The 19842-nt window shown below is 60.0% G+C and carries 17 protein-coding genes; 13 read left to right on the top strand and 4 right to left on the bottom strand.

Annotation, left to right across the window (positions count from 1 at the left end; all coding sequences use genetic code 11):
- The first annotated feature begins 75 nt into the window (after positions 1-75).
- Positions 76-1347, top strand: a complete 1272-nt coding sequence (locus tag J5278_RS22645) for a dicarboxylate/amino acid:cation symporter (RefSeq protein WP_244615553.1) — start codon at positions 76-78, stop codon at positions 1345-1347.
- A gap of 85 nt (positions 1348-1432) precedes the next feature.
- On the opposite strand, the gene J5278_RS22640 is transcribed toward J5278_RS22645, so the two are convergent.
- Both J5278_RS22640 and J5278_RS22635 read right to left on the bottom strand, forming a co-directional pair.
- The gene (locus J5278_RS22640) at positions 1433-2737 is read right to left on the bottom strand and encodes a D-tagatose-bisphosphate aldolase, class II, non-catalytic subunit (RefSeq protein ID WP_219258380.1); all 1305 of its coding nucleotides are present in this window, start codon (positions 2735-2737) and stop codon (positions 1433-1435) included.
- On the bottom strand, positions 2737-3726 hold the full coding sequence (locus J5278_RS22635) for a sugar kinase (RefSeq protein ID WP_209207154.1): 990 nt from the start codon (positions 3724-3726) through the stop codon (positions 2737-2739). The genes J5278_RS22640 and J5278_RS22635 overlap by 1 nt, the downstream gene beginning before the upstream one ends.
- 312 nt (positions 3727-4038) lie before the next feature.
- Between J5278_RS22635 and J5278_RS22630 the strand changes: the two genes are divergently transcribed.
- The 8 genes from J5278_RS22630 to J5278_RS22595 all read left to right on the top strand — a co-directional run bounded on the left by J5278_RS22630 (position 4039) and on the right by J5278_RS22595 (position 12867).
- Positions 4039-5352 (top strand): sugar ABC transporter substrate-binding protein, encoded by a 1314-nt coding sequence (locus J5278_RS22630; protein WP_219258378.1) that lies wholly within the window; start codon positions 4039-4041, stop codon positions 5350-5352.
- A gap of 116 nt (positions 5353-5468) precedes the next feature.
- Positions 5469-6239, top strand: coding sequence for an L-iditol 2-dehydrogenase (locus J5278_RS22625; RefSeq protein WP_219258372.1), 771 nt, complete (start codon positions 5469-5471; stop codon positions 6237-6239).
- A 42-nt stretch (positions 6240-6281) separates the two neighbouring features.
- On the top strand, positions 6282-7292 hold the full coding sequence (locus J5278_RS22620) for a zinc-dependent alcohol dehydrogenase family protein (protein WP_219258370.1): 1011 nt from the start codon (positions 6282-6284) through the stop codon (positions 7290-7292).
- A gap of 114 nt (positions 7293-7406) precedes the next feature.
- Entirely contained in the window at positions 7407-8426 is a 1020-nt protein-coding gene (locus J5278_RS22615) for a LacI family DNA-binding transcriptional regulator (RefSeq protein ID WP_209186496.1), read from the top strand.
- A gap of 1161 nt (positions 8427-9587) precedes the next feature.
- The gene (locus tag J5278_RS22610; protein ID WP_142832183.1) at positions 9588-10940 is read left to right on the top strand and encodes an LLM class flavin-dependent oxidoreductase; all 1353 of its coding nucleotides are present in this window, start codon (positions 9588-9590) and stop codon (positions 10938-10940) included.
- A 185-nt stretch (positions 10941-11125) separates the two neighbouring features.
- Positions 11126-11497: a response regulator gene (locus J5278_RS22605; RefSeq protein ID WP_111218645.1), complete on the top strand. Its 372-nt coding sequence runs from the start codon at positions 11126-11128 to the stop codon at positions 11495-11497.
- Between the two features lie 56 nt (positions 11498-11553).
- Positions 11554-11874 carry a hypothetical protein gene (locus J5278_RS22600; RefSeq protein WP_209186335.1) on the top strand — a complete coding sequence of 107 codons (321 nt, stop codon included), beginning with the start codon at positions 11554-11556 and terminating at the stop codon, positions 11872-11874.
- Positions 11875-12120: 246 nt separating this feature from the next.
- Positions 12121-12867, top strand: coding sequence for an outer membrane protein (locus J5278_RS22595; protein WP_143123387.1), 747 nt, complete (start codon positions 12121-12123; stop codon positions 12865-12867).
- A gap of 101 nt (positions 12868-12968) precedes the next feature.
- On the opposite strand, the gene J5278_RS22590 is transcribed toward J5278_RS22595, so the two are convergent.
- A complete protein-coding gene (locus tag J5278_RS22590) occupies positions 12969-13670 on the bottom strand; it encodes an ROK family protein (protein ID WP_219258369.1) in 702 nt (233 codons plus the stop codon).
- Positions 13671-13773: 103 nt separating this feature from the next.
- Positions 13774-14340, bottom strand: a complete 567-nt coding sequence (locus J5278_RS22585) for a DUF4337 family protein (protein WP_219258368.1) — start codon at positions 14338-14340, stop codon at positions 13774-13776.
- Positions 14341-14593: 253 nt separating this feature from the next.
- Between J5278_RS22585 and J5278_RS22580 the strand changes: the two genes are divergently transcribed.
- The 4 genes from J5278_RS22580 to repB all read left to right on the top strand — a co-directional run bounded on the left by J5278_RS22580 (position 14594) and on the right by repB (position 19753).
- Entirely contained in the window at positions 14594-14812 is a 219-nt protein-coding gene (locus tag J5278_RS22580; protein ID WP_219258367.1) for a hypothetical protein, read from the top strand.
- Positions 14813-15106: 294 nt separating this feature from the next.
- Complete coding sequence (locus J5278_RS22575) at positions 15107-17317, top strand: bifunctional diguanylate cyclase/phosphodiesterase (protein ID WP_219258366.1); 2211 nt, start codon at positions 15107-15109, stop codon at positions 17315-17317.
- 256 nt (positions 17318-17573) lie between these two features.
- The gene (gene repA, locus J5278_RS22570; RefSeq protein ID WP_219258365.1) at positions 17574-18737 is read left to right on the top strand and encodes a plasmid partitioning protein RepA; all 1164 of its coding nucleotides are present in this window, start codon (positions 17574-17576) and stop codon (positions 18735-18737) included.
- Complete coding sequence (repB, locus tag J5278_RS22565; protein ID WP_219258364.1) at positions 18734-19753, top strand: plasmid partitioning protein RepB; 1020 nt, start codon at positions 18734-18736, stop codon at positions 19751-19753. The genes repA and repB overlap by 4 nt, the downstream gene beginning before the upstream one ends.
- Positions 19754-19842 lie beyond the last annotated feature (89 nt).

Raw genomic sequence — 19842 nt, 5'->3', positions numbered from 1 at the left:
GGCGAAGAGGAGGATCTTGTGATAATTCCTGACGCTGGTAGCCCGACCAAGGGCAAACTTCCCTTTTATCGACAGATGTACGTGCAGGTTCTGACGGCCATTGCCGCCGGTATTCTGCTCGGCCATTTCTATCCCCAGGTCGGCGCTTCCATGCAGCCGCTTGGCGATGCCTTCATCAAGCTTGTACGCATGGTCATCGCCCCCGTCATCTTCCTGACGGTGACGACGGGTATCGCCGGCATGTCGGACCTGAAGAAGTTCGGTCGCGTCGTCGGCAAGGCGCTGCTCTACTTTCTCATCTTCTCGACGCTTGCTCTCGTCGTCGGCCTCGTGGTGTCGAATGTCCTGCAGCCCGGCGCGGGCATGCATATCAATGCGGCCACTCTCGACACCAAGGCGGTCAACACCTATGCCGCCCAGGCGCACGATGCGACGATCATCGGCTTCCTGATGAACATCATCCCCGATACCATCGTCGGCGCCTTTGCCAAGGGCGATATCTTGCAGGTGCTGTTCTTCTCGGTGTTCTTTGGCATCGCGCTCGGTGCCGTCGGTGAGCGTGGACGCGTGGTTTCGGATTTCCTTCAGGCCCTTACGGCCCCGATCTTTCGTCTCGTCGCCATCCTGATGCGCTTTGCGCCCATCGGCGCCTTCGGTGCCATGGCCTTTACCATCGGCAAATACGGGATCGGCTCCATTGCCAATCTCGCCTTCCTGATCGGGACGTTCTACCTGACGTCGCTCCTGTTCGTGCTGGTCGTGCTCGGGGCCGTCGGCTGGTACAACGGATTCTCAATCCTCAACCTGATCCGTTATATCAAGGAAGAGCTTCTGCTCGTGCTCGGCACGTCGTCCTCGGAGGCTGCTTTGCCGGGCCTGATGAACAAGATGGAGCGGGCCGGCGTCAAGCGGTCGGTCGTCGGGCTGGTCATTCCGACCGGTTATTCGTTCAATCTCGATGGCACCAATATCTATATGACGCTGGCGGCACTGTTCATTGCCCAGGCAACCGACACACCGCTGACGCTCGGCGACCAGCTCCTGCTCCTGGCAGTGGCGATGCTGAGCTCCAAGGGCGCTGCAGGCATCACCGGCGCGGGCTTCATCACGCTGGCCGCAACACTGTCGGTTGTCCCCTCTGTGCCGATCGCCGGCATGGCGCTTATCCTCGGTATCGACCGCTTCATGTCGGAATGCCGTGCGCTGACCAATCTGGTCGGCAATGCGGTCGCGACTGTGGTCGTGGCACGTTGGGAAAACGAGCTGGACGAAGTCCAGTTTGCGGCCGCGATGAGGGGGGAGCTTTCGGGTACCCCCGAGATCCCCGCGTTGCAGGCCGCAGAGTGATCCCAGGCATCTATTGATCTTCGGCATGGCGCTCGCACCTCGATCGCCATGCCCCCCCCCTGAAAATCACCTATCCGCCGATGCGCTAAGCGATGTCGCCGCCGCATCGAGCCGACGTCGGTTGCTCCAGGCACGCGGCGTCGTACGTCTCAAGGACGGCATCGACAGACTGGATGAGAACGAGTTCGGCATCTATCGGCCGCCCCGACGGAATGACAAGGCTCGGTAGGAACTGCCTGGCGACGGTTTCCGGGATGACGACGCCCCGCAACGCCATCAGCAGATTTTCCACTGCTTCCGTCGCTTGCGGCTTGCCCCAGTAATAGCGGATCCGGTCGCTGTAACTGTAATGCCGCTCCACTCTCAGCGCATTCGCCTCCCCATGATAATGGCCAAGCCAGTTCGCGGGATCGGCGAGCATCGTGTCTTCCATGGCTCGCATAAGCGACCGGTCGCCATAGCCCGGGACCAGTTCCGACGCGATCAGGTCGAGCCCGTACAGCGATTCGCGGTAGGCAAAAGTTAGGCCCGGTCCGACCTTCAAGATCGGATAGCCATCGCGCACCAAAGCCGACAGCGCCTCGACGGTCTGGTAGTCAGTGGAATGGGCCTCGAAGACAAATTGCGGGACCGCGTCGAGGACAGCGCCGAGATCGAATGCCGCTTCTGGCCTGTAGGCTATGACGTTGGCATTGCCGAATTCGACGCCGGGCTGGACGACGAAGGCGATTACCCGGGAGAAGGCATCGGCAAGTCCTGCCCGCTCGAATACCTCGCGGTGGATCTCGATGGTCGAACGTGCGTCAATGGCTGAAGTCGGCGCCACTGTATCGAGGGCGTGGTCGGCGCCGCCGGGTGTCGGTACCTCGGTGCCGAGCACGTAGACCGGCATGGCGAGGCCGTTGGCCCGGGCGGCCTGCTCGGCGACTGCGGCAAGGCGGGCTGCCCGCTCGGCGATGATCCGGTCGCCGAGGCTCGCTTGCTCGCCGGCGCAAGCCATTGACGTATCCAGATGGATCTTGCTGAAGCCTGCCAGAACGTAGTGTCGGACCAGCGTCTCAGATTTCGACATGGCCGCCTCGGCAGTCTCTTTCTTCCAGGGGTTTGGACCGAGATGATCGCCGCCGAAAAGGATGCGGGAGCGCTCGAGGCCTTCGTCTGCGGCGATCCCGCAGACGAAGCCGATGAAGTCTGCCGGCGTCATGCCGGTGTAGCCGCCAAACTGGTTGACCTGGTTGCACGTTGCCTCGATCAGCACCTGCCGGCCGCTGTTTCTGGCGCGGCGCAACGCTGCCCGCAGCACCGTCGGGTGGGCGGAGCAGACAGAGGTGATGCCGAACGGCGAGCCCTCTTGCCGGGAAGAAGCGAGGCGTGTCAGCAGCTGGTTCATCAGATCACCCTCGGTGTGGTTCGCGCAAATTCCTGCAGTTCCTCAAGGCTGGAAACACCTTCCATCGGCCCTTGCCGCGTGACGTTGCGGGCGCCGGCGGCGTTGGCCAGCAACAGCGCACGCTCCGGCGTCGAGCCCATTCGCCGGGCAGTAAGATAGGTGGCGCCGAAACAATCGCCGGCGCCGGTCGGATCGACTTCGGAAACCGCGAAGGCGGCTGCATGAAGCGGCGGCGAGCCGGGTGCGAAACAGGAAGACCCATGGCGGCCGCGCTTCAGCACGATCTCGCCAATGCCAATACCAAGGAGCTTGTCGATGGCCGTCGGTTCGTCGCTGGTATCGGCTGCGATCAGCAGTTCGTCGTCGGACGGGAGCAGGAGGTCGGTGACGGCGAGCATATCGTCGAGCAGCTGCCTGCCCTCCCCGCCATTCGCCAGTTCCTTGCGAACATTAGGGTCGAAGGATACCGAGCCGCCGCGGGCCTTTATCGCCGAGACAGCAAAATGGATGATGTCGGAGGCGCCCGGAATGGCGAAAGCCGATCCCATGACATGCAAGTGGCCGCTGCGCTCGATCAGCGCCGTTGCAGGCGCCGTCAGCTGGATCCGGCCGGCAGCGGAGCTGGCGATATTGAACACGAAATCGCGGGCGCCATCCGGCCGGTAACGTACGAAAGCGCTCCCCGTTGGGAGATCGCCGATGACAGATATGGCTGAGACGTCGACACCGTCGCGCCGCAGCCTGTCGATATTGAGCTTGCCGAAATCGTCGTTACCGACGCTGGCGATGATGCCAGCCGATCCGCCCATGCGCGCGACCTGGTCGATGAAGATCGCGGGCGCGCCGCTGGCAAAGGGGCCGATCAGGGCCTGCGGCTCCAGAAAACCGTGGCCGACCGTCGTTGCCATGATCTCCACCAGGATTTCGCCGATCGTGATCGTCGGCCCGAGCGCTTCAGGCGCAAGCCCTCCGGTCTGTAAAGCAGACATCTTACCTCCCTCGCCCCGCCAAGGACGGATAATGCAATGCGGCGGTCCGTCTTGGCTAAAGAAAGGGAAATCGCGAGTCAACAGAATTTGACGCGAGTAAATTAAAGCACGCCTTACGAATTGCTTATCGCCTGTGCAGGTAAGCGCAATCAAGCAAACGAAATAGCCATTATGCTAAGTGATTTTCGAGATATGACCGAAAATTCGGCAGCGGCCATCTCCGGTCGGTTGACAGCAGGGCGCTTCGTTGCGATAAAACTTTACGCATGTAATTTTATGTTTAGGTTTCCTTTCGGGAGGAGAAACGAAGTCATGACAACAACTATTCGCACGCTGACCGCATCCGCCGTCGGCATCGGCCTGATGGCGGGAATGGCCCAGGCCGAGGAACTGACGATTGCCACCGTCAACAACGGTGACATGATCATCATGCAGAAGCTGGCGCCCGAGTGGGAGAAGAAGACGGGCAACAAGCTGAACTGGGTGGTGCTCGAGGAAAATGTCCTTCGCCAGAAGCTGACCACCGACATTGCCACGAAGAGCGGCCAGTTTGACATCATGACCATCGGTGGCTACGAGGCGCCGATCTGGGGCAAGTCCGGCTGGCTGGAGCCGGTTGGCGATCTCGGCAGCGACTATGACTACGACGACCTTCTGGCACCGATCAAGGCCGGCCTGACAGTCGACGGCAAGCTCTACGCAGTACCGTTCTACACCGAAAGCTCGTTCACGCTGTACCGCAAGGACCTGTTTGATGCGGCCGGTCTCAAGATGCCGGAGCAGCCGACCTACGACCAGATCAAGGAATACGCGGCCAAGCTCACCGACAAGTCGAAGGAGCAGTACGGTATCTGCCTTCGCGGCAAGCCGGGCTGGGGCGAGAACATGGCGTTCCTCGGAACCATGATCAACACCTATGGCGGCAGCTGGTTCGACATGAAATGGAAGCCGCAGATCAATTCGGCACCCTGGAAGAAGGCCGTCACCGACTACGTCGAGCTGCTGACCAAATACGGTCCTCCCGGTGTGACATCGAATGGCTTCAATGAAAACCAGGCGCTGTTTGCGACCGGCCATTGCGCCATGTGGATCGACGCGACGTCGGCCGCCGGCCGCGTGTTCGATCCGAAACAGAGCAAAGTCGCCGACAAGATCGCTTTCACGGCCGCCCCGATAGCGGTCACCCCGAACGGCGCCAGCTGGTCGTGGTCGTGGAACCTGGCGATCCCGGCAACATCGACCAAGGTCGAGGCCGCCAAGTCGTTCGTCAAATGGGCGACCTCCAAGGACTATGTGAAGCTGGTGGGAGAGAAGGAAGGTTGGGTCGCCGTGCCGCCGGGCACGCGCAAATCGACCTATGACCTGCCGGAGTACCAGAAGGCAGCGCCATTTGCCGCCGCCGTGCTGAAGGCCATCCTGTCGGCCGATCCGACCAAGGCCACGAAGGATCCGGTGCCCTACACCGGCGTCCAGTTCGTCGCCATTCCTGAGTTCCAGGGCATCGGCACCATCGTCGGCCAGCAGATATCGTCCGCGCTTGCCGGTCAGCAGACCGTCACCGCCGCCCTCGACAATGCCCAGAAACAGGTCGAGCGCGATATGAAGAAGGCCGGCTATCCGAAATGATCGATAGTGCTCGCGGCTTGCCGCCGCGAGCACCTTCCCGGGCGCTGGAAGTTTAACCTCCCAAAGCCAGGGCTTTCCGGCAAACATTCGTTAGTATCTAGAATTTGGAGCGTGTTATGAGATTGAAGGACAAAGTCGCGCTGATTACCGGCGGTGCCCGCGGTATCGGCCTTGGTTTTGCAGAAGCCTTCGTCAAGGAAGGAGCGCGGGTCGTTATCGCCGACATCGACATCGACCGTGCCACCAAGGCCGCCGCTGTCATCGGCGATCGCGCCAGCGCCGTGAAGCTCGATGTCACCGATCTTTCGGCCATCGAGAGCGTCGTCAGTTCGGTCGATGAGGAGTTCGGCGGCATCGACATCCTCATCAACAATGCCGCCATCTTCGACATGGCGCCGATCAACGAGATTACCGAGCAGAGCTACGAGCGCATCTTCGACATCAATCTCAAGGCGCCGCTGTTCATGATGAAGGCGGTTTCCAACGCCATGATCGCACGCGGTCGCGGCGGCAAGATCATCAATATGGCGAGCCAGGCCGGTCGTCGCGGCGAAGCGCTGGTGACCCTCTATTGCGCCTCCAAGGCGGCGATCATCTCGGCCACCCAGTCTGCGGCGCTCGCCCTCGTCAAGCACGGCATCAACGTCAACGCCATCGCCCCCGGTGTCGTCGACAGCGAAATGTGGGATGTCGTCGACGCCAGCTTCGCCAAGTGGGAAGGCCTGCAGCCCGGCGAGAAAAAGGCAGCCGTCGCCAAGTCCGTGCCGATCGGCCGCTTCGCGACACCCGACGATCTCAAGGGTATCGCTGTCTTTCTCGCATCCTCCGAAAGCGACTACATTCTCGCCCAGACCTACAATGTCGACGGCGGAAACTGGATGAGCTGACCTTACGGTCGGCCATCGTCTGAAAGCGTGCGGGAGGACGTCTTGGAAGCTATCAATTATACGGCCCTCGGCGTTGCCGATATCGCCGACCTGCCGGTACCGACGCTTTTGCCCGGCCAGGCGCTGATCCGGGTCAAGGCATCCGGTCTGTGCCACACGGATATCGACGTTCTCTACGGCCGCTATGGCGAGGGGCATTTTCCAGTCGTCCCCGGCCATGAATATGCGGGCGTCGTCGAGGCTGTCGCAGACGATGTGCGGTCGGTCAAGGTCGGCGCCCGCGTGGTCGTCGATCCCAATCTCACCTGCGGCCATTGTGACGCCTGCCTGAAGGGGCTCGGCAATCTCTGTCGGACGCTGAAGGCCTACGGGGTCACCCACAATGGCGGTTTTGCAGCCTACAGCGCCGTCGACGCCGGGCACCTGCACCAGATCGGCGACATGCCCTTCGAGCTCGCAGCACTTGCCGAGCCGCTCGGCTGCGTCCTCAACGGTCTCCGCAGTGCCAACCTTGTCACCGGTGCTCACGGCACGCAGACGGCACTGGTCTTCGGTGCCGGGCCGATCGGGCTGCTGCTCGCCCTCTCGCTGAATGCGGAGGGCGTCGCCGCCGTGACGGTTGCCGACATCAACGAACGTCGTCTCGACTTTGCCGGTAGCCTCGGACTTGCCACCGCCGTCTCTGGGTCGGCGGATCTGGCCCGCTCCCGACGCCAATTCGATTTTGTCGCCGATGCCACGGGAATTCCCGCTGTCGTTGAGGGCATGGCCGATTTTACCGCCGATGGCGGCACCATGCTGGTGTTCGGCGTCTGCGCGCCGGATGCCCGGGTGTCGATCGCACCGTTCGAGATTTTCAGGCGGCAGTTGAAGCTTGTCGGTTCCCATTCGCTGAACAGGACCATTCCCGATGCACTTGCGATTCTGAAGCGGGATGCGGATCGGATGGGGCGGCTTATGTCGCACCGACTGCCCCTCGCCGAGGTGCTGTCGTACCTAACCAGCAACTCGAAGGACGCGGCGACCATGAAGATACAATATGTCGCCGACTAAGTGACTTTCTGGCCTCGATTGCTTGCCGATTCCGGCTTTTCGCCCGGTTACGAGTGATCTACAGGTGAACTTCTGATCGATGGGAGAGACAATGTGGCGAAACCGATAAGGACGATGGAGGATTTTTCCGAACTCGTCGGCCTGTCCCGTCCGACCGTGTCGAAATACTTCAACGATCCGAGCTCGGTGCGTCGCAAGACGCGGGATCTCATCGAGGATGCGCTGAAGAAATCCGGCTTTCGTCCCAACATGTTCGCCGTCAATCTCAACCGCCGGCGCAGCAATATCATCGGCGTCATCATCCCGAATTCGACCGATCCGTTCTACATGGCGCTCACCCGTCGGATCGAACTCATCGCCAACGAGGCCGGCTTTCTGGCTTTCGTGCTGTCCTCGGATGGCAAGGCCGGAATGGAGGACGAGGCGATCAAGACCTTCAAGTCGCTGAATGTTGCCGGCGCCATCATCGCGCCGCTCGGGATAGAATCGCACCACGCGACGCTGCAGCAGCTCGGCCAGAGCATTCCCCTCGTCTATGTGGACTCGCCGCTCGACGAGACCTCTGCTTTCGTCGGCACCAACAACCGCCAGAGCTTCAGCCTCATCGTCGATTACCTCTGCCGCTCCGGCGAGCCGCCCTGCTATTTCGGAATGCCTGACGTCAACACCAATGCCGCGACCAGGCGCCTTGCCTATATCGAGGCGATGGAGCAGTTCCGCCTCACCCCCGAACTCGTGGGGCTGTCCCCCGTTGCAAGCTGGGATTTCGAGCGTTTTGGTTTCGAGGAGGCAAACCGTATCCTGGCGTCGACATGCGGCTTTCCCTCCAGGACCATCCTTTGCGCCAACGACCGCGTCGCCTTCGGCGTTATTTCCGCCGCTTATCAGAAGGGAATGCGGGTCGGGCACGGCGCCGATTGCGACCTGCGCGTTGCCGGCCATGACGATCATCCGCTGTCGCGCTACGCCTGTCCGCCGATCACCACGGTTGCGCAGAACTACAACGAGATCGGCAAGCTCGCCATCGAACTCCTACTCAACAAGCTCGGCGAATCCACAGCCTCCACGCCGTCGGCTACCGTCGAGGAACGCATCCTGCTCAATGCCGAACTCATGCTGCGCAGTTCCGCGTGATGGCATCGGTTTGATCCAAGGGCTTGGTTACCTGCAATTGTCGTCTGCATGGCTTCTCGTAGATTGGCCCACGCCTCCCCGTTCACGAGGCCTTTCGGTCCGTGTCATGAAATTCTGATGGCCGGGGCACACCGTGTGCCTGATGATTTTTTAGTGAAGTGACACGCGATGTGCCCCGTTCGACAGTTTTTATCCGCAACTCCGGATCCTCTGTTTCCGACCCAGGTCCCGTTGAGGGAAAAGCTGCCGGAGTTATGCCACACAGGCACGCCGAGCCTAGGGGCCCGAAGGGATCCACTTTCTGCGGACCCTTGAAGGAGTGCCTGCGTAGACGGCAACCCCTTCAAGACCCGTCCCCACCTCGCCGGCAACGCAGACCGGTGTATCCGATGGCGGAACGAGTGATTATAGATCGGGACGAAAGCACGGGGATGAAAATATGATGCCGGCATTCTTTCCAAACGAAAATCCCAACGGTTTATCCCCATGAGGTGCTGCGAGCAGGGGCGATGGAGGGAAGCGAGAGAGGAGTGTGTGTCGGTGAGAAAGATCAACCGCAAAGAACCACCGCCGCCTACCCTCATTCCTGTGCCCGTCATAGGAATCCAGCCGCCCAAGTCCCTAGGCGATAAGCACTTTCTCCACCAACGGGGATCCAGTCACGGCGCAGACGCGCCGTGACTGGATCCCCGTGACGGGCACAGGATTAGGGTCTGGGGAGCATCCCAGGCAAGGTTGGATCTTAGAATACGTGGCAGCAGTGATCCTTCTTTCACAGAGTTGGACACCGCGATAAATTCGAGTTTCCAATGCCTTGCTTGATCTGCCTCCTGACTTCCCCCATTCCTGTGACGAGGGAAAGTGGGGGGCACCCCAGGCGAGGTCGGACCTTCAAGGGTTCGGCAATTATGGATATATGTTTTATTGGGTTCGGGCGCTTGGATACGCATCATATTCCAGCGCGTTGCCCGATTTGCGTCCCGCTCCCTCGTTCCTGACCCGTCACACTCGCCCCTCCCCTGCTCTCTCATCCTGCCAGGGGAAAGTACGGGAAAGTGCGGGCGGGGTGCGGTTGGCGGCTTGTTCAATGGTGCGGGCAGCAATAGCATCGGGGTCCCTGCGGTCTGCAGGCCAGGCTTTACCATGCAAGGAACAGAACCGATGGCGCGTCACGATAAGCTGAAGCTCGGGACATTTGTCTATACGTTTGGATTTCATCCCGCGGCATGGTTGCATCCCGACAGTGATGTCAACGGTGCGAACGAGTTTAGTCATTTTCTCAACATCGCGAGGCTCTCGGAAGAGGCGAAGTTCGATTTTATGTTCCTCGCCGACTCCGCGGCCTCGGCCGTCGGCGATGCCGATGCGCTGGCGCGCCAGCCGACCAAGATGAACCGCTTCGAGCCGACATCGCTGCTTTCGGCGTTGGCTGTCACCACCACCCATCTCGGCCTGGTGGGAACGGTTTCCACCAGCTATTACGAGCCCTACAACGTTGCCCGCATCTTCGCCTCCATCGACCAGTTGTCGAAAGGTCGCGCCTGCTGGAACGTCGTTACGTCCGACCACAACGAAACGGGTTATAATTTCAACCGCGAGGGCCTCGATCCGCATGCGGTGCGCTACGAGCGCGGGACGGAGTTTGTCGATGTCGTGTTCGGCCTATGGGACAGTTTCGAGCGGGATGCGCTGTTGCGCGACCGGGAAAGCGGCATCTACTACGATAAGGACAAGCTGCATACGCTCGACCACAAGGGCAAGCATTTTCAGGTCCGGGGGCCGCTCAACATTGCCGGCTCGCCGCAGGGTCGTCCGGTCATCGCACAGGCCGGCGGTTCCGAGGCCGGCATGGATCTCGCTGCCCGCACCGCCGAGGTGGTGTTCGGCCTTGCCTCCAATATCGACCGTAGCCGCGCCTTCTACAAGAACGTCAAGGGACGCATGGCCGCCTATGGACGCAGCGAGGACGACCTGAAGATCATGCCGGGAGTGGTGCTGAATGTCGGCGCGACCATGGCCGAGGCGCAGGCCAAGGTCGATTTCATGATCGACAAGCTGCATCCCGATGTCGGCCGGCTGATGCTGTCCGAATTTCTCGAGGCCGATCTCACCGGCGTGCCGCTCGACCAGCCCTTCCCCATGGACCGGCTGCCGACAACGCCGCGCGGCTCCAAGGCGCTGTTCGACGAGCTGGTGGATTTCGTCAACAAGGGCCACACCGTCGGCGAACTTGTCCGGCACTATGCCGAGAAACATACCGGCAACGGTATCACGGGCACGCCAACCCAGATTGCCGACTTCATGGAGGAATGGTTCGAGACACGTGCCGCCGATGGCTTCATCCTGATGTTCCCGACGTTACCGTCCAGCCTCACCGACTTCACCGAACTGGTGCTGCCGGAATTGCGCCGGCGCGGCCTGTTCCGGGAGGAATATGAGGGCCCGACGCTGCGCGAAAATCTCGGCCTGTCGATGCCGGTCAACCGCTACACGGCGGCCCGCAACAAGGGTTGAACGAGGGGCGCCGCAGCCCAATTGCCTGGGCTTTGGCGCCGGCACCCGAACGCCGGATGATGCCCGCCGCTCCACCGTCCGCTTTCGGACCGTCCCAGACGGCTGCACATAAACAAGACGTTATCAACTCTTGAAGTGTTCCTGAGGATGCCTACTTCGGCAGCGATCGTTAGGGTGGAGTAGACATGAAAGTTTTAGTGGTTGAGGACGAACCGATCATCGCGTTCGACCTCGAAAATCTCGTCCTCGATAATGGATTCGAGATTGCTGGGCTGGCGCGCACGCAGGTCGAGGCGCTGGCTCTGGCTCCCAAAGCCGACATTGCCCTTGTCGACATACAGCTCGCGGATGGTCCGACAGGCCCCAAAATTGCTCGCGAACTGATCGATCGATACGGGATCGAAGTGATTTTCATGACGGGGAACCCGGAGATGGTCGCTGATTTCTCCGACGCCGTCTGCGTCGTGCCGAAACCGCAGAGCCTTGGGAAGATAGAGGCGGCATTGTTGAAGTCCTTGTCCATCATACAGGGCAAGCGGCGCGCGCGCGCATCCTAGGCGGAACTGCTTCTATCCATCTGCCGCAAATCTCATGACAGGCTTGAAACGCATCTATGACTACGCAGCACACACGTGCCGACATATTGGCGAACACTCTCGAGAAATTCCGTGGGGCCGGCGTTCCCATCGACGCCGATCCCATCCTGCGCGGCTGGCTGGAAGCCTGGGTCGATGGCGGTTTGAAAATGTCCGACATCGCGCAGCGCTACCAGGACCTGCTGAAGCAAAGACTGAGTGTCAATGCAAAGGTGGCGGGTGGCGATGAAGCCGAGGATCCGCTCAGCCTCGAACACAACCACCGACTCATGGACCGGCACGAATTGCTGGAAGAAGTGGCAAAGCTGCTGTCCGAAAAGCCCGAAGATGGCCGCTAATAACCAGCTTGTACTCTCGCAAAACGCATCAGCGCTTGCCGGAGTTGCATGCTGAAGTAGCATTACGTTGCTGTGGTTGAGGCCGGTGCAGGCATTGTGGCAAGTTCGCAACGGTATGTTATTAGCTTCAGGCAGAAACCCTAGAAATATGAATAGAAGCAATGCAAATCGCTAACATGCGCCTATATGCAATATTCATTGAAGACGTCTGAACCGAACACCTTAAAAAATGTCCAAGGAAATCAAATGAAGAAGCTCCTCCTCGCGGCCCTGGTCTCAACCTCGCTGGTCTCCGTCGCAGCCGCTGCTGACATGACGCCACCGATGCAGCCACCAGCTGCCGTTGACAACGGCATGGGTTTTTACATCGGCTCGCTGAGCTCGGTCTCCTTCCTGAAGCACACGGACTTCGACATCCTGGGTGTCAACATCAACACGAAGTACGACACCGGCTTCTACAGCGCGCTCCGCGGCGGCTATAACTTTGGCTCGATGGGTTTCGTCGCTCCGCGCGTCGAACTTGAAGTCGGCTACGGCACGGCCTCGGTCGACCAGCACCGCGTCACCGGCATCGGCAGCTTCAGCTCGATCAATTCCTACGGCGATGCAAACACCATCCAGGGCTTCGTCAACGGCTACCTCGACATTCCGCTGGCACCGGCTGGCGACACCGGCATGCTGTCGGTCTTCACGCCTTACGTCGGCGGCGGCGTCGGTGCGATGAACCTCAAGCTGCGCAAGCAGGGCGTTGGCGGCGTTGGCACGCTCATGGACGACAGCAACACGGCATTCGCCTACCACCTCGACGCCGGCGTCGGCATCAACCTGCAGCCGATTTTCTCCGGTTCGTCGCTGTTCGAAAAGACAACGCTCGACATCGGTTATCGCTACACCGCAGCCGACAACTTCGACTTCACGGCCCGCGACGGCACGTCGTCCAGCACTGATTTCCGCAGCAACGCTGTGACCTTTGGTCTCCGCAAGCAGTTCTAAGATCCGATTTCGGACATCAAAGGCTTCTTCAAACGGCCCCGGCAAATATGCCGGGGCCGTTTTCGTTTCGCCTGATATTGTGTTTTCGGATCGTTTGCGGTTCAGACGATCAAGGTGGAATCGCGCCAAAGACGGAAGCCGCCTTCGAAAGCGAGGGTGTTGTCGCCACGACGGCAGGATTTTGGAAGCTCGTCCAGCTTGTCGACATTGCCGCCGCCGATAACGACGTAGTCCGGCAGCAAGGCTGCTTTCATCCGATCGACCACATCGAAGACGTGTCCGCGCCACTTCTTCTTACCACGTTTTTTCAACCCGGCCTCGCCGAGGTAGTCTTCAAAGCTCTTGCCTTTCTTGTGCGACAGATGGGCGAGCTCCATCGGTTGCGCGACATTCTCGATGACCATGGCAGAGCCCAACCCGGTACCGAGTCCGAGGAAAAGCATGCGGCCGCCATCGTAGCTGCCGATAGCCTGCATCAGCGCATCGTTGACGATCTTGACCGGCTTGCCGAAGCTGTGGGCGAAGTCGAAGCCGACCCAGCCGTCACCGAGGTTGACAGGTTCCTCGATGGCGAAATTCCGGCGAACAGGACCGGGAAAGCCGATCGAGATCACATCGAATTCCCAATCGCTGACAAGCGTCGCGACAGCGCTGACCATGGCGGTCGCCGTCAGGGACGCTCCCGATTCAATTTTCCGCTCCGGCGTGCCAGCGCTCGTCATCACCTTGACATGTGACCCGCCGACATCGACCGACAGCACGACCTGCGGCTTGTCTGCGCTGCGGCTCTTAGTTTTCGTCATCGTTGTTTCCTGTATCTGCAGCTTCCCGAATGTTGTCCGGGACTATCGCTATATCTCGGTGAGGCATCAGGCAAAAGCAATATGCCGTGACCATCGTCGGGGATTACGGCAGGTAGGCGAGAGCGGTGATCGCCGTTCCCACCACGCCAAGCGCCAGCGAGGCGTACCATGGCCAGCGCTGGCCGCCGGTGATGATGGCAATCGTGGCGATGGCGATGGCAATGTGGAGAAAGGTGGTGGCGACCGTCAGAAAATGATGACGGCCCTCATGGCGTGTAGCTTCGACGTTCGATTGCTCCGACCGGGCTTCGAATTCCTTCGCGGTCTTGGCGGCTTCCTGGCTTTCGGTCTCGTTGCGTCTTGCCTGTACCTGCCAATCGGGCGCGAGCGCCCCGCCCTGGGCGGCGGCGATGTCGTACATGTTCTTCTTGAGGCTCTTCGCCTCGAAGAAATTCCAGTTGTCGGTTGCCTTGTTCTGAAAGAGCACCGCCTCGGAGCGTGCCGCTGTCGCAGCCCCGCTCTCGATGGTTTCGAGACTGCCGGCGCTGGCAGCGAGGACGGCGAGAATGGCAATGCTGACGGCAACCCTCGACAGGAAGGAGTTGCCGCTATGGGCAGCGTGCTGTGCATGCTCGGTATGCTCGAAGGCTTCCGTGGCGTCGTTTTCCATCAATGTTTCCAATTGTTGACTGCATGGTTCCGGGCCGCAGTCAAAGTTGTTCACCAAGGCAATTTTGTGTTGGCAGCATGTTTAAACTGAAGCACGCGCTGCAACGCATACTTTGTTGATGATCACCGCCGCTGGAATCTGAAGTTACTGTAATATAACGGTGAATTAACGTCGATTCCGACAATCGCGCAAGCTGGATTGACTCCGGTTGCATCTTCTCTAAACTTGGCTGCAAAAGATAAGGGGCAAAAAGATGACGCGGTTCGAAGAAACGAGGAGAATAAGGTGCCGGGACGATGCCGGGCGCCAAATTGTCATTATTGAGCAGAAGAAATGGCCGCGTTTTGCCTTTGCCAACCAACCGATAAAGCCGGTGTTCGACTATATGACCGAGGACGGTCAGGTGGCAAACAAGCTCGAGGGCGAGGATTTCCTCTTGCTCTTAACCGATGAAGTTTTTCACGCTGCCTGAGGCTTGCAGTAGCTGTCACGCCTCCACAATCCTATAGTTCGAAGCGCTGAATTGCGCTTCCGCGCCATCACTGGCGCACCGTCGGCTGTTGTGCCGGCACGTTTCCCCGCCTCGCTGCCGTGATTGTCGCCCGATGTGATCGCATGCCGCTTGGCCGCCTTCGAGGGAGTTCTCCACGACAGTCTCAGGCATGGAAAAACATTACTATCGGTAAAATTGTAGCTGCGTTTTGTCAGCTAATTAAGGGTCTAGTGTTATAAGCGATCCCTGACGTGAATGGCCGTGAGCATCCAGATGAATTACCCCCTCGCCGACAACGAAGATGAGCGCATCAGGGCGTTGGATTCATTCGGGCAGATGAATACGTCCCCGGATCCGGATTTCGACCAGATCGTGCAGATGGCCTCGCGGATATTCGACGTTCCGGTCGCACTGATCTCGCTGGTGCACCGCGACCGGCAATTCTTCAAAGCGCGGGTTGGCCTCGATGTGTGCGAGACCGGACGAAACGTGTCGTTCTGCACTTACGCTATCATGGCAGCAGACGTCTTCGTCGTTCCCGACGCAAGTCTGGACCCACGGTTCAGTGACAATGCACTGGTCACCGGTTATCCCGGGATCCGGTTCTATGCCGGCGCGCCGCTGCTGACCAAGGCGGGCCACGGTATCGGTAGCCTTTGCCTGATCGACAACAAGCCGAGGCTCGATTTCTCCGAACGGGACAGGCGGGTGCTTCAGGATCTGGCTTCCATGGTGCTCGATCGGATGGAGTTCCGCCGTCTGGAGTGTTCCGACCGGGAAAGCCGCAGCCGCTTCCGCAATATTGCCTCGACCTCTCCGGACGGCATTATCTGCGCTGATAGCAACAATCGCATTACGTCGTGGAACGGCGCAGCTGAGGCCATGTTCGGCTACTCCGTCGAGGAAGCGCTCGGACGGTCCCTCGACATCATCGTGCCGAAGGCTATGCATGCAAGACACGGTGCCGGATTGGCGCGCGTGGCGGCTGGCGGCCCTGCCCGCATCATCGGCACGTCGGTGAACCTCACCGCCTGCAGGCGCGACGGCTCCGAGTTTCCGATCGAACTCTCCCTCTCCCAGTGGTCCGAGAGCGGCGAGCGCTTCTTCGGCGCGATCATCCGCGACATCACGCTGCGGGCCGAGGCAGAACGCCAGATGAAGCTCGCTGCAGAATTCGACCATCTCACCGGCCTTTCCAACCGCCCAAGCCTCAATCGCCAGATGAACCGTGCCTGTTCGGTCGGCGCCCACGCAACCGTGGTGTTGATCGATCTCGACGGCTTTAAGGACGTCAACGATATGCTTGGACATTCGGCCGGAGACTTCGTGCTGCAGGTCATTGCCGAAAGACTGCGGAAGGCGACTGCCGACGACCAGATGGTGGCGCGTCTCGGCGGTGATGAATTTGTGATCTTTCTCACTGGCACGGCCGATCCTCTCAAGGCTGCCAATCTCGGCCTGTCGCTGATCGCCCTCATCGAGGAACCGATCGAATTCGAGGACCAGCCGATCCACATCGGTGCCAGCATCGGGATCGCCGTGACGATTGCCGGCGATTGCAACTACGAAGAACTTCTCGGCAACGCCGATCTAGCGCTCTACCAGGCAAAAGGCGACGGACGTCATCTGGTCCGGGTGTTTACGCCCGAACTTCGCCAGAGCGCTTCGCGCAAGGGCGCGATCAGCTCGTCGTTGCGCCAGGCATGGCAGCGCCGGGAATTCGAGCTTTACTATCAGCCCCAGGTCAACCTTGCCGACGGGCGCCTGACCGGCGCCGAAGCGCTGGTAAGATGGAACCACCCGACGCTCGGAGTGGTGTCGCCGTCTGCCTTCCTGCCGGTGCTGGAGGTCGGCCTTCTTGCGGTGCCCGTCGGCGAATGGATCCTGCGCTCCGCCTGCCGGCAGGCGGCCCGCTGGCGGCGTGCCGGGATTGCGGATTTTCGCATCGGCGTGAACCTTTTTGCAGCCCAGTTCCGGACCCGGGATTTTGCCGAGGTTGTCGAGGCAATACTCGAAGAGTTCGATCTGCCGCCGGCAGCGCTCGAGCTGGAGATAACAGAGAACATCATTCTTCAGAACGAGCAAAGGATCATGCAGCCCCTGCGCCGCCTTCGTGCCCTCGGCGTCGGGATTGCCTTCGACGACTTCGGGACCGGCTTTGCATCGCTCAGCCTGCTGAAGGACTATCCTGTCAGCCGGCTGAAGATCGACCGCTCCTTCGTCAGCGGTGTCGATCGCAGCGAGAAGGATGGTGCCATAATCGAGGCCGTCGTCAAACTGGCCGACGGCTTCAGCCTGGAGGTGATTGCCGAGGGCATCGAGACGGAGGAACAGGAAATGCTGATGCGGCACTACAACTGCGACGAGGGGCAGGGCTATCTCTACGGCAGGCCGATGACTGTCGACGCCTTCGAGCAGCGCTATCTCGCCAATGGGGGCCGCAGTGACGCCGCTGCCGTTGTGGCCCGCATGGGCGATTTATAGAGACTGTCGTAACAATGCGCTGACCTTGTGCATGTCGTTTCAAGATATGGCGCCGATAAGTTGCCAGGTGGCAACTTCGTTAAGAGCAGAGCAACACCCTTTCCGGCGCTAACTGCTCATTAACCCTTATTTTCTTGCCAAGCATTGCGACTCGGAGCATTCTCGCCTACGGATAATCCTCGTACCTTGGAGAAAATGCGTAGTTATGACGAAGGCCCGTAGTCAGCTTGGGGATACCATGATGCCGAGGCGTCCAATGACGGAAGTCATTGCGGCCGATGGCGCTGCTTTGTCGCAGGAGCTGCTGGCGATGCGTCAGGCGCTTTTCCCGCCGGTATCGCAGAAAACCTTGCGGTCATTTTCGTCCGTCGAGTCGGCAAAGCTTATCGGCATTACCGACGCCTATCTTCGCCAGCTTTCGCTGAATGGCAAGGGCCCGCAGCCGACAATAACCGCCGGCGGTCGTCGCTCCTATACGCTCGATCAGATCAACGAGATTCGCGTTGTGCTGGATGAGAACTCCAAGGGCAAGCACTACGTGCCTCGTCGTCGCGAGGGCGAGCATTGCCAGGTCATGGCAGTGGTCAATTTCAAGGGCGGCAGCGGCAAGACAACGACTGCGGCGCACCTTGGGCAATATCTCGCCCTGCAGGGATACCGTGTCCTTGCTGTCGACCTCGATCCGCAAGCGTCTCTGACTGCCTTGCATGGCTATCAGCCGGAATACGATATCGGCCCTAACGAGACGATGTACGGCGCCGTCCGCTACGATTTCGATCGGCGCCCGCTCACCGACATCATCCGCCGCAGCTATATACCGGGTCTCGATCTGGTGCCGGGTAACTTGGAGCTGATGGAGTTCGAACACGATACACCGCGCGCTCTTGCCGAGCGATCTGCAGAACCGTTTTTCGGGCGCGTTGCATCGGCTCTGGGGACAGTCGCGGACAACTACGACGTCATGGTCCTCGACTGCCCACCCCAACTCGGTTTCTTGACGCTCGGAGCCTTGTGTGCGTCGACCGGCCTGCTGATCACGGCCCATCCGCAGATGCTCGATGTGATGTCCATGTGCCAGTTCCTGCTGATGGCATCCGATCTTCTCGGTGTCGTGCAAGAGTCCGGCGGGGATCTCGACTATGATTTCATCCGCTATGTGGTGACGCGCTATGAGCCCTCCGATGCGCCGCAGGCGCAGATGGTCGGATTCATGCGGTCGCTGTTCCGTGAACGCGTGCTTACGAATGTCATGTTGAAGTCGACGGCGGTGTCGGATGCCGGTCTCTCCAAGCAGACGCTCTACGAGGTAGGCCGGGAGAACTTTTCCAAGAACACCTATGACCGCGCCATCGAATCTCTGGATGCAGTCAACGGTGAAATCGAGAGCCTGATCAGGCAGGCCTGGCGGAGGGCGACATGAGCAGAAAAGACACTCTCAAGGCCATGCTTTCGCGCCGTGAACAGGAGTTGCCAACTGGCAACTCCACAGCTGGTGACCCTGCCCCGCAGGTCGAACTGCCAGCGGAAAAGAAGCTTCATCACATCCGTTCCGGTGCCGTTGGTGCGATGGGTCGCTCCCTCGGCAATATCGCCAGCGCTGCCGATCAGGCGAGAGCGCTGATCGCAGCTGGTGCTGCTGTTGTCGAAATACCGACGGATAAAATAGAAGCCTCCTTCATTTCGGATCGCCTCGCTGACGATGGTGTCGATCTGGCCCGTCTCACCGATGCAATTCGTGAATCCGGCCAGAAAAGTCCCATCCTCGTTCGCCCTCACCCTGACAAGCCGGACAGCTACCAGATCGCCTTCGGTCATCGCCGCGTACGCGTCATGGCGGCCCTCAAGCGGCCGGTGAAGGCCGTGGTGCAGAACCTCAGCGATGAAGAGCTGGTGGTTATCCAGGGGCAGGAAAATTCGGCACGTGCCGACCTCAGCTATATCGAGCGCGGACTGTTTGCTCTTGCGCTGGAAGAACGCGGCTTCGACCGTCGCGTCATCATGTCGTCGCTCGGCATGGAGAAGACGCAGCTGTCGAGGCTGATGAGCGTCGCCCATTCGGTGCCGCGGTCGCTTATCGAAGCGATAGGCTCGGCACCGAGGGCCGGCCGTCCGCGATGGGTGGCACTTGCAGAACGTCTCGCCGATGCAAAACAGGGTTCCGCGCTTCAAAGCCTGCTCGATAGCCGGGCATTCAAGGATGCCGACAGCGACAGCCGTTTCGGGCAGGTGATGGAATGTCTGGCTGTCCAGAAGACGCGCAAGAAGCCCGAAGCTGTGAAAAGCAGTGCCGGTGTCCAGCTGGCGACGCTCGAGCGCGGAGGTTCAAAGATCAATATCGTGTTCGACGAAAAGACGGCACCGGCTTTTGCCGATTACGTCGCCGCACGACTAGCGCAGCTGCATCAATCCTATCTCGCGGAGCAACAGGCAGATTAAGCCCCAGCATCGCGAACCCGTTTTAACGAAGCAAAAGAGGACTGTACCGCAAAAGAAAAAAGCCCCCGAACGTTGCCGTCACGGAAGCT

The sequence above is a fragment of the Rhizobium sp. B21/90 genome (assembly GCF_019355815.1).
GTDB lineage: Bacteria > Pseudomonadota > Alphaproteobacteria > Rhizobiales > Rhizobiaceae > Rhizobium > Rhizobium rhododendri.
Note: the sequence above shows the minus strand (reverse complement) of the source record. Positions and strands in the feature narration are given on the sequence as shown.